We start from the raw sequence: 8991 nt of genomic DNA, 5'->3' as shown, positions 1-8991 counted from the left end.
AATTTGAATTTAAAAAAAGCGAGTGTTGAACGTTTTGTCCAGTCACTCGCCCTTTTTCTTTTTTTAAAGACCATCGCTCTCTTTATCCCCTTTTATTGTCATCGATTATATGGATAATCCGATGCCGTTTCTTTATTACCCCTCTTTTACTTTATCAACGTTCTCTATCCATTTTTCTAAGTTCGTAAACCCATCGTTTTTGATGTAATCATATTCCTCATCCAAGATCTCATCAAACCATAATAATTTTCCTTCCTCATTTTTACCTACTATCTTTACCACTGATTGACTGATTGATGTTTGCTGATTCAAATTTTTAACTTTTCCAATTTTGAGCGCTATGATTGTATTGCCACGCTCATAACTTTTCTTTATTCCATATTGAACATACGTTGAATCCAATGTTTCGCTTCCAATCAAAACCACTGTTACAGAGGTTCCCGCCAATTGTTTATCAATCCATCGTTCAATATTTGCACTGCCATCCCGTTTCATTCGTTCAAATTCTGCTTTGTTAATAAACCCAGACTCGTCATTTTCTTTAAGCGTCCAATTATTCTTAACAACGAATGCTCGAGACCAATCTTCTTCGTAAGAAAAGCTGAAGAACACCCTCTTTGCCATAAAAACACGACCTTCCTAAATTGTTAATAGATACTATCTTGCAGCGAATCGGTATTCACTACCAAAAAAATCTTGACAAACTGGAATATTTCTGTAATCCAATTTCTCTATTCATTATATAATAGCCATTGAAAACAAAGGCTCCAATTTTTTTATATTAGAAGTTTTATGATCAATGATCAGTAACATCGTTTCCTATATAAGTAAAAAACGAACTAGCTTTTGCATGCCCTACATGATACGATTTTATTGAGAAAAAAATGGAGGTCTTCTTATGTTGGATAAATCTGTACCATTCATTCCTTTTACGATGTTCCGTCCCTCAGATGCACCGCCCTTACCTAAAATTACTTTACCTGATGGCTATCGCTTCACTTTTTATCAACCTGGCGATGAAAGAGATTGGTGTCGTATTGAAACAGCCGTCTTAGAATTTGATTCAGAGAAGGAAGCCGCCGAGTACTTCCAGCATTCTTTTATGCCTTACGAAAAAGAACTACGCCGTCGGATGCTTTTTGTAGAGAACCCTGAAGGGAAAAAGGTAGCAACCTTCACGGCTTGGTGGACAGAAGATCGTTCCCCGAGACTGCATTGGTTAGGTGTGATTCCTGAGGAACAAAAAAAAGGCCTGGCCAAGGCTTTAGTCATTCGTGTTACTGAACTTCTTCATGAATACTACCCGAACCAGGATCTTTATTTAAGTACACAAACCTGGAGCCATCATGCGGTAAGGCTGTATGAAAAGCTCAACTATCAAATTTTTCAAAATCAAAACTATCAGAAAATTTTAGACATTTTAAAAAGAACCAAATAAATTTTTCTTTATTATAAAAAAATTCCCTCAACGTCAGAAAATTATCAAACGTTGAGGGAATTTTTTGTACTTGTTTACTTATTCTGCACCTAGGGCCGCCATAGTAATATAGTTATACGGTTGGTTAAAATGAGGCAAGAAGAAGATATCTAATAGCTTCAATTTATCAATCGTCACTTGTTCTTCAATCGCTAATGAGAACATGTGAATCACACCCGAAATATCTTCTGTTGAAGATAATTGTGCGCCAACTACTCGACGAGAACTTTCTTCATACACAATACGGATTTTAACTTTGGCATTCTTTTTCATAAAACCAGGACGCTGTAAATCTTCAAAATCTGTGTATTTTACGTCAATACCATTTTTAGCTGCTACTTCAACGGATAATCCTGTCGATACCATATGCAGCCCAAAAATGGAAATACCATTAGATCCTTGTACCCCAGTAGATTCTAAGGAAACGCCACCTATATTGTAACCTGCTACAATACCTGATCGTACTGCATTGGTTGCTAAAGCAATGTAAGTTGTATCTTGAAGTGCATTTGAATAAATCGTTGCGCAATCTCCGACTGCATATACATTTGGATCGCTCGTTTGTTGATAGCGATCAACTAAATAGGCACCATTTTTATACAAGTCCAGATGGCTTTTTCCCAATTCATTGTTTGGCAAAAATCCGATTGCATTAATGACTAGGTCAATAGGATACTCCCCTTTGTCAGTGACAATGGATTCCACTTTTCCATTGCCTTTATACTCTTTCGCAAGCTCCCCGAAATGCAGTTCAATTCCATGCTCGCTTAAAGTAGCGTCCATGTCGTCAGTAAACCATTTATCATAATAGCTTGGCAGTGAACGCTCCATTGCATCAAATAATAAAACATTTTTTCCGCGTCGTTTTGCTGCCTCAGCAATTTCTACACCAATATAGCCAGCACCGATTACTGCAACATTCTCGATACTATCTGAATTTAAAATTTCATCAACCGCTTGACCATCTTGAAAACGTTTCAAAAAATGAATATTTTCTAAATCTCGACCAGGAACATTCGGTGATATTGGCACTGACCCTGTCGCTAAAATTAGCTTGTCGTAGCTTTCAATGAATGATTCGCCATTATGAAGCAGACAATGAACTTCTTTTTTCCCATAATCAATGTGATCAACGGTTGTTTCCATGGATATCTTAGCGCCTTTGCTCTCAAAGTCTTCTTTTTTTGTATAAAATAAGCCTTCATAAGAGTCTATTTGACGTCCCACCCATAACGCCGTTCCACAACCCAAATAACTCAAATTATTGTTCCGATCGATCATTACTACTTCCTGATCATCGAATGTGTCTAATAACGTGTTCGCTGCGGCAATCCCCGCATGGTTTGTACCAACTATTACTGTTTTTGTCATTCACTTTACCTCCTAGTTATTGAAAGCGTTTGTATTGCAACTTCAATTGTAACATATTGCACAAATGAATTTTTCAAAAATCCAAATTATTTATAGTAATTTCTAAAAAAGCACAAATATCATTTGGAGGGTCGAACGAGGAACTTTCTTACTTAGTTTGCATTTACCGAACTTGTTTAGGCGTTTATCGCGACAACTTAAACCCGAAAATAGTAAAATGACTAATAACCAATGCTTCCTATAGTCATTAGGAGAAACGAGGGAGATCATATGACTTATCCATTACAGGAACATCATTTTAAATTGTTAAAAAAATATGGATTATCGGATCATCATGCGCTATGTGAAATACGTCACTACGAGTCTGGAGATATCGTTTTTTCTCAGGGATTTGAATATAAATATATTCTGCTGGTTGTCTCTGGAAAGGCGAAAGTTTGTACAACTTCTCCTTCAGGAAAAAGTCTTGTTTTAGCGTACTATCTATCAAGCGGTATCATCGGAGATGTCGAATTAATGTCCAAGACAAACTATGCTACAGCCTCTGTCGTTGCACTCTCAGCTTTCGAATGTCTCGTCGTTCCTTTTCAAGATGACGATGATACGATGTTCAAAAATTTGACTTTTATGACCGAACTGGCGAAGGGGTTATCAAACAATCTAGTGAGCTCCTCACATGACTATTCTTCAAATGCACTTTACTCTGGAGAACAAAGACTCTGTACTTATATATTAAAAGGCGCCTACAAAAATTATTTTTATGACAATCTTTCTGATGTTGCGGCAACAATTGGCATCAGCTATCGCCACCTATTACGTTTACTAAAAAAATTGTGTGAGAGCAACATTTTAAAAAAGGAAAAACGAGCATTCTTGATACTTGATAAAGAAAAATTGATCCAGTATTCGTCAGAAGTTTCTTATTTTGAAAATGAAACGCTGTAAAAAAATATCAGCCGGTTTCTTGCTTTTAAAGCAAATCGGCTGACTTTTTTAGAAATTTTGTCTTTCCCGCGCGCGTTGTAAAATCATTTCTTTTCTCTGCTTTTCCAACTCATCGATTTTTTCCCAATAAATAAATTCTGATTTGTTCTTATTTTGCATTCTTAAATATAAAGCGACAACTATAAAAATCAAAAGTAAGACTAGGATTATCATAATAAGCACCTCCTATATGCTTATTGTAATCACTCAAAAGAAAAACAATTAGGACATATGTCACATTTTTCTGCTTAAGGAGAAAATTAATCAGGCACAACTCAAATGAAAGGTTCTTCTTTTGAGTTGTCTCTAGTTAGCGTGTTTCATGGAACCTCGTCGCTTCTACCAAAACTCAGAGATAAATTTTTTTCTGCGGGCTGCATTTTTTTGATAGTTTTCAGGATTCCTTTGATAATAGTCTTGATGCTCTTCCTCTGCTGGATAGAATACCGTTGCTTTCTCGATTTTAGTTACAATCGTCTCATCAAATCTTCCGCTATTTTGCAGTGTTTCCTTACTTTTTTCAGCATGTTCTTTTTGCTTCTCGTCAAAGTAAAAAATAACCGGTCTGTAGCTGCTTCCTCGATCTTCAAATTGACCAAATGCGTCCGTTGGGTCTGTCTGTTGCCAATAGATTTCTAGAAGCTCATCGTATGAAATAACTAAAGGATCATATATAATTTCCACGGCCTCCGTATGACCTGTCTCGCCACTTTTAACTTCTAAATACGTTGGGTTTTCCTTTGTTCCCCCTGTATAACCTGAGATTACCGATTGAATGCCCGCAAGGCTATCGAAAGGTTGGATCATACACCAGAAACAACCACCTGCAAATACTGCTCTCTCCATCTTATTCACCTCTTCTTTCATTTATTCACTGACGGGTACAATCGATCCACCCCATTTTTTCTCGATCCACTTTTGCACTTGCGGCTCATGTAGGACATCCACCACTTTTTTCAAGTCTTTATTCTCTTTGTTGCTCGTTTTTGTCGATACGATGTTTACATATGGCGAGTTCTTTTGCTCGATCATTAAAGAATCTTTTACTGGATTCAATCCTTTTTCATAAGCAAAATTAGAATTGATCGCGACAAGATCTCCTTCATTGTTTTCAAAAGCCGAGGTTAATAAGGTTGGATCGACACTATGATCAAAGACTAAGTTTTTTGGATTTTCTGTTATGTCTTCAAAAGTAGCTTTATCGATGGCTACTCCTGGCTTGATTTTTAAAAGTTTATTCTCAACAAAAATATTCATCACACGTCCCCATTCTGAGGGAACGTTTGAGACAATTACTTTCGCACCAGAAGGTATTTCGCTAATTTTCTTTATTTTGTGTGAATAGATCCCCATTGGTTCTAAATGGATTGCTCCTATATTTGAAAAACGATAGTCGTTTTCTTTTTTTTGTAAATTAAAATAAGGGACTGTTGAAAAATAATTTGCATCTATATCCCCATTTTCTAACGCTTTATTCGGCAAAACATAGTCATCAAATTTTACAATTTCTAGTTCAATCCCCTTCTTTTTCAATTCGGGTTTGATATGTTCTAAAATTTCTGCATGAGGCGTAGGGGAGGCCCCAATTTTTATTTTATCCGCTTTCTCTGCGGAACCCGAACTACAAGCTGCTAAAAAAATGAAACAACTAAATACCAATGCAACGAAACCAATTTTTTTCATACTGACACACTCCTATTAAATTTTGACAAATAAAAAAATATCCGTCCCTTTACCTACCAGTCTACTGATAAATAAAGGGACGAATATTTTCGCGTTACCACCCTTATTCGTATTATCCTTTCAGATAATACCTCAACGGTACTTACATACCCGGCGAAGTAACGGTCGCTTTCCGTTCAATTTGCGTGAACAAACTGAATGCTCAGAGCTCATCTTCATTAACTTTCCACGATCCCTCTTTTCACCAGCCGAGGGTCTCTTTAATCGTTTCGTGATTAATTACTCTTCTCTTCAATGCATACGTATAGATTGGAATTAGTCTAATACAAATCATTCCAAATTGCAATCAAAATATTATCAAATAAATAAATTATATACGCAAGGCCTTTTATTTGGACTTATGAAAGGCACTATTCGACCATAAACGGGTTATTGATAGTCCTACTCAATAACTTCTAATTCGTTTAAATTGATAAAGTCTACACCGTCTTCCGCTACAACTTGTCCAATTGCTTTTTCAATATCCAGTTTATTCTGCGATTCCTTTTTCTTGCTATCTTTATTGATCATCTTTATCAGTATTTTTTCGGGGAAACTCAATTCTTTATATGACAATCGTCCTCTCATGTAGAAAATCTCTGCCTCCGGAAAAGTTTTAATAATTCCTTTACGAATTTCTACCATTTTTTCTTGGTCATTTTTTGAAGATAACCCGACTGGTACTACTGTGATTTCCATTCCTTCTCTGCATTTTTCTTTCAACTTGTTTAACTGAAAAACTCTACCAGCGTATACACTGCCAAAATAGTATAATTTTTTTGAACCCGCGAAGTCTTCTGAAGGCACCCTCCCTTGTTCATAAATCGGATAGCCATGCTTTTGTGCAAATACCTCCGCATATTTTTTAGAACTTCCTCTTTTCGTGGCATAAATAACAAGCTTTTCCATTTTATTCATCTTCTCCTTCTTATTCAGTGATTTCCAATTTCTCGACACCTCGGTACAATTTCATAAAAATATCAAAAAAGTTCGATAGCTCCTTATCAGAATACCCATTAAAAATGGTTGCCAAAGCATGGCTGTGCAATGTTTCAACCGAATGAAAATAGTGTTCCCCTTTCTTTGTTAAGACGAGAATCGTCTTTCGCTTATCCTTTTCACTTCGATTCATTGCGATCAATTCCTTTGCTTCTAATGCAATCGCTAATTTTTTAATATTTTGCCTTGAACAGCCTAGCAATTTTCCGCAACTTGTTAAATCAATAGCCCTTTCAGACGATTGCCTTATCATAACTAAAACCATAAACTGCTTCATTGACACAGACGGATCAATTTTATCGAAAGAGGTTTGCAGCCGATTTCCTAAAATGTATAGACTAGCGAAAATAGCGCGCTGCTGTTTGTCTCTACTTGTTTGAAAGTCTTCTATTAACTGTTCGATATCCACTTTATTTTCTCCAGTCATTCAATATACGTAACTTGTTACCTATATTATAAAATTTTTTTTACTTTTTCGAAATAGGTCCTTAGTCGGATAATCTAATGTTCGAGTTGACATACTAAGCGACTGTTAAACAAAGCGCCGAAATGGACTCTTTTTTTATGTTCTATTGTGACTTAGCAAGTAAAGTGAATCGATGAACTGATTCGTATATATGCAACTAAAGACACTAAAAGAGGCTGTGACATAAGTCTCTAAGTAAAAAGCCAGTGAAATGACGAGAATTCGTTCATTTCACTGGCTTTTTTGGGTAAACTAAAAGAGTACGAGATGACGCTCGTACTCTAAATCATTCAACCCCCGAAAGGATCAAAATCATGCATACAAATTATAACATGAATCAACTCACTTTAGATATCACAACTTCTTACATTCCAAAAGAAGATAGCACGGCTTGGTTTATCAATGAACTTGTCGAATCCCTTGAAATCAAAGAGCCTTATCTTTTTGGTCGACCGCGGAATTATGATTTAAGCGCGATGTTAAAACTAGTTCTTTTCGCTTATACGCGGAGTGTATTTAGCAGTCGGAAAATTGAGCAATTAGCTGAAGAGAGCCTACCGGCTCGATGGTTGACGCAAGAACAGATCCCGACTTACCGAACCATTGCCCGTTTCCGCGTATCTAATGAATTAGAAGCATTGATCGAAAAGGGGCTTGATTCATTAATTCATTATCTTAGGGAGCAACAATTGATTACTCATTCAATTTTTATCGATGGGACGAAGCTTCTCGCGGATGCCAATAAATATAGTTTCGTCTGGAAAAAGAGCACAATCAAGTATGACAAAATGAACCGTGAGCAGCTCGTCTCTTTGATGTCTGAACTCAAAGAGGCGCATTTAGCGAGTCATGTTCCTGAAGGAACCTCACTCACATTAGATATGTTGGATGAAGTACTTACAAGGTTGGAATTACGGTTAGAAGAATTGGAACAAGAAGTACTTGAAACCAGAAAGGTTTCACCAAATCCAGCCAAACAACAACGCCGTAAATTAAAAGCACAAAAACGAAAACTAAGCGAACGTCGGGATAAAATGGCGGAGTATCAACAGCGCTTAGCTATTTGTGGTGCCCGTAATAGTTATTCAAAAACAGATACAGATGCCACCTTTATGCGTGTCAAAGAAGATCCTATGCGTAATGGGCGATTAAAGCCTTCGTTCAACCTTCAAGTAGCCACTAGTAACCAGTTCATTTTAGATTATGATGTCTATCAAAATCCAACGGATACGAAAACCCTCCCAGCATTTATAGAAAAAATGAACGGGGCGGGTCGACTTCCTAAGTATATTGTGGCGGATGCCGGATATGGCTCAGAACAAAATTATCGGTATCTTGAGGATGAACTACCGAATCATATCGCATTGATTCCTTACTCTACGATGTTGAAAGAGCAAAGTAAGAAATGGCAGTCGGACGAACGAAAAGTCATGAATTGGACGTATAACGAACAAGAGGATTATTACATTGATCCCAAAGGAGTTCGTTTCAATTTCAATACATATAGAACAGATACGGATAAAGTCGATGGGTTTGTTCGAGACTTCAAAGAGTACAAAGCAGAAAAATATACGGAAAATAAAGAAGTGATTCAAGAAGCGTTGACCCAAGGGGGCAATACACGCATCATTAAGGTCAATCCTTCGTTAGAATACTTTAAAGCAAAACAACGCACCTTGCTTTCAGAACCTGAAAATGGAAAAATCTACGCACAAAGAAAAATTGACGTAGAACCAGTCTTTGGGTGGATGAAGGCTTGTTTGCATTTCACTCGATACCATGTTCGAGGCCTAGAAAAGGTGAAAAAGGAAACGGGTATCCTTATCATGGCATTAAATATGAGAAAGTTAGCCGCAATGAAACGGCTTGGCACCTTGAGTACATAAAAATTGGCTTCCAGAAATCATTAAATGATTTCTGGAAGCCAATTTTTGTTCGATTAAGGATTACGACTTATGTCACAGCCTCTTTT

Annotated in this window: 9 protein-coding genes, 1 pseudogene and 1 other annotated feature; of the genes and pseudogenes, 3 read left to right on the top strand and 7 right to left on the bottom strand. The window is 36.8% G+C overall.

All coding sequences use genetic code 11. The annotated features are described in order from the left end of the window. Positions 1 to 135 precede the first annotated feature (135 nt). Entirely contained in the window at positions 136 to 624 is a 489-nt protein-coding gene (locus A5868_RS07660; RefSeq protein WP_086303933.1) for a TIR domain-containing protein, read from the bottom strand. A gap of 274 nt (positions 625 to 898) precedes the next feature. Here A5868_RS07660 and A5868_RS07655 point away from each other — a divergent pair, with 274 nt between their 5' ends. Then, the gene (locus A5868_RS07655) at positions 899 to 1438 is read left to right on the top strand and encodes a GNAT family N-acetyltransferase (RefSeq protein WP_086303935.1); all 540 of its coding nucleotides are present in this window, start codon (positions 899 to 901) and stop codon (positions 1436 to 1438) included. Positions 1439 to 1516: 78 nt separating this feature from the next. Here the strand turns inward: A5868_RS07655 and nox are convergent, their stop codons facing one another. After that, positions 1517 to 2848: a H2O-forming NADH oxidase gene (nox, locus tag A5868_RS07650; protein WP_086303937.1), complete on the bottom strand. Its 1332-nt coding sequence runs from the start codon at positions 2846 to 2848 to the stop codon at positions 1517 to 1519. Positions 2849 to 3118: 270 nt separating this feature from the next. Between nox and A5868_RS07645 the strand changes: the two genes are divergently transcribed. Then, positions 3119 to 3793, top strand: coding sequence for a Crp/Fnr family transcriptional regulator (locus tag A5868_RS07645; protein WP_087654138.1), 675 nt, complete (start codon positions 3119 to 3121; stop codon positions 3791 to 3793). Positions 3794 to 3841: 48 nt separating this feature from the next. Here A5868_RS07645 and A5868_RS19000 read toward each other — a convergent pair whose 3' ends face one another. From A5868_RS19000 to A5868_RS07625, 5 genes are all read right to left on the bottom strand, one after another. Then, on the bottom strand, positions 3842 to 4006 hold the full coding sequence (locus A5868_RS19000) for a hypothetical protein (protein ID WP_176281299.1): 165 nt from the start codon (positions 4004 to 4006) through the stop codon (positions 3842 to 3844). A gap of 165 nt (positions 4007 to 4171) precedes the next feature. After that, positions 4172 to 4678, bottom strand: coding sequence for a peptide-methionine (S)-S-oxide reductase MsrA (gene msrA / locus A5868_RS07640; RefSeq protein ID WP_086303939.1), 507 nt, complete (start codon positions 4676 to 4678; stop codon positions 4172 to 4174). A 21-nt stretch (positions 4679 to 4699) separates the two neighbouring features. Then, positions 4700 to 5515 carry a MetQ/NlpA family ABC transporter substrate-binding protein gene (locus A5868_RS07635; RefSeq protein ID WP_086303941.1) on the bottom strand — a complete coding sequence of 272 codons (816 nt, stop codon included), beginning with the start codon at positions 5513 to 5515 and terminating at the stop codon, positions 4700 to 4702. Positions 5516 to 5587: 72 nt separating this feature from the next. Next, positions 5588 to 5819 (bottom strand) — a binding site (T-box leader). A gap of 137 nt (positions 5820 to 5956) precedes the next feature. Next, positions 5957 to 6472, bottom strand: a complete 516-nt coding sequence (locus tag A5868_RS07630) for a flavodoxin domain-containing protein (protein WP_086303943.1) — start codon at positions 6470 to 6472, stop codon at positions 5957 to 5959. Positions 6473 to 6482: 10 nt separating this feature from the next. Continuing rightward, positions 6483 to 6962, bottom strand: a complete 480-nt coding sequence (locus tag A5868_RS07625; RefSeq protein ID WP_086303945.1) for a MarR family winged helix-turn-helix transcriptional regulator — start codon at positions 6960 to 6962, stop codon at positions 6483 to 6485. Positions 6963 to 7333: 371 nt separating this feature from the next. On the opposite strand from A5868_RS07625, the pseudogene A5868_RS07620 reads away from it, so the two are divergent. Beyond that, positions 7334 to 8878, top strand: a pseudogene (locus A5868_RS07620) (IS1182 family transposase); the annotation flags it as partial. Between the last annotated feature and the right edge of the window lie 113 nt (positions 8879 to 8991).

The organism is Enterococcus sp. 12F9_DIV0723 (genome assembly GCF_002174375.1).
Taxonomy (GTDB): Bacteria; Bacillota; Bacilli; order Lactobacillales; family Enterococcaceae; genus Enterococcus_A; species Enterococcus_A gilvus.
The sequence above is the reverse complement of the archived record's forward strand: the minus strand, read 5'-3'. Positions and strand labels throughout refer to the sequence as shown.

Bases quoted from the DNA above. Each gene is read 5' to 3' on its own strand.
- msrA (WP_086303939.1), bottom strand. From the start codon at position 4,678: ATGGAGAGAGCAGTATTTGCAGGTGGTTGTTTCTGGTGTATGATCCAA.
- nox (WP_086303937.1), bottom strand. From the start codon at position 2,848: ATGACAAAAACAGTAATAGTTGGTACAAACCATGCGGGGATTGCCGCA.
- A5868_RS07630 (WP_086303943.1), bottom strand. From the start codon at position 6,472: ATGAATAAAATGGAAAAGCTTGTTATTTATGCCACGAAAAGAGGAAGT.
- A5868_RS07660 (WP_086303933.1), bottom strand. From the start codon at position 624: ATGGCAAAGAGGGTGTTCTTCAGCTTTTCTTACGAAGAAGATTGGTCT.
- A5868_RS07655 (WP_086303935.1), top strand. From the start codon at position 899: ATGTTGGATAAATCTGTACCATTCATTCCTTTTACGATGTTCCGTCCC.
- A5868_RS07635 (WP_086303941.1), bottom strand. From the start codon at position 5,515: ATGAAAAAAATTGGTTTCGTTGCATTGGTATTTAGTTGTTTCATTTTT.
- A5868_RS07645 (WP_087654138.1), top strand. From the start codon at position 3,119: ATGACTTATCCATTACAGGAACATCATTTTAAATTGTTAAAAAAATAT.
- A5868_RS19000 (WP_176281299.1), bottom strand. From the start codon at position 4,006: ATGATAATCCTAGTCTTACTTTTGATTTTTATAGTTGTCGCTTTATAT.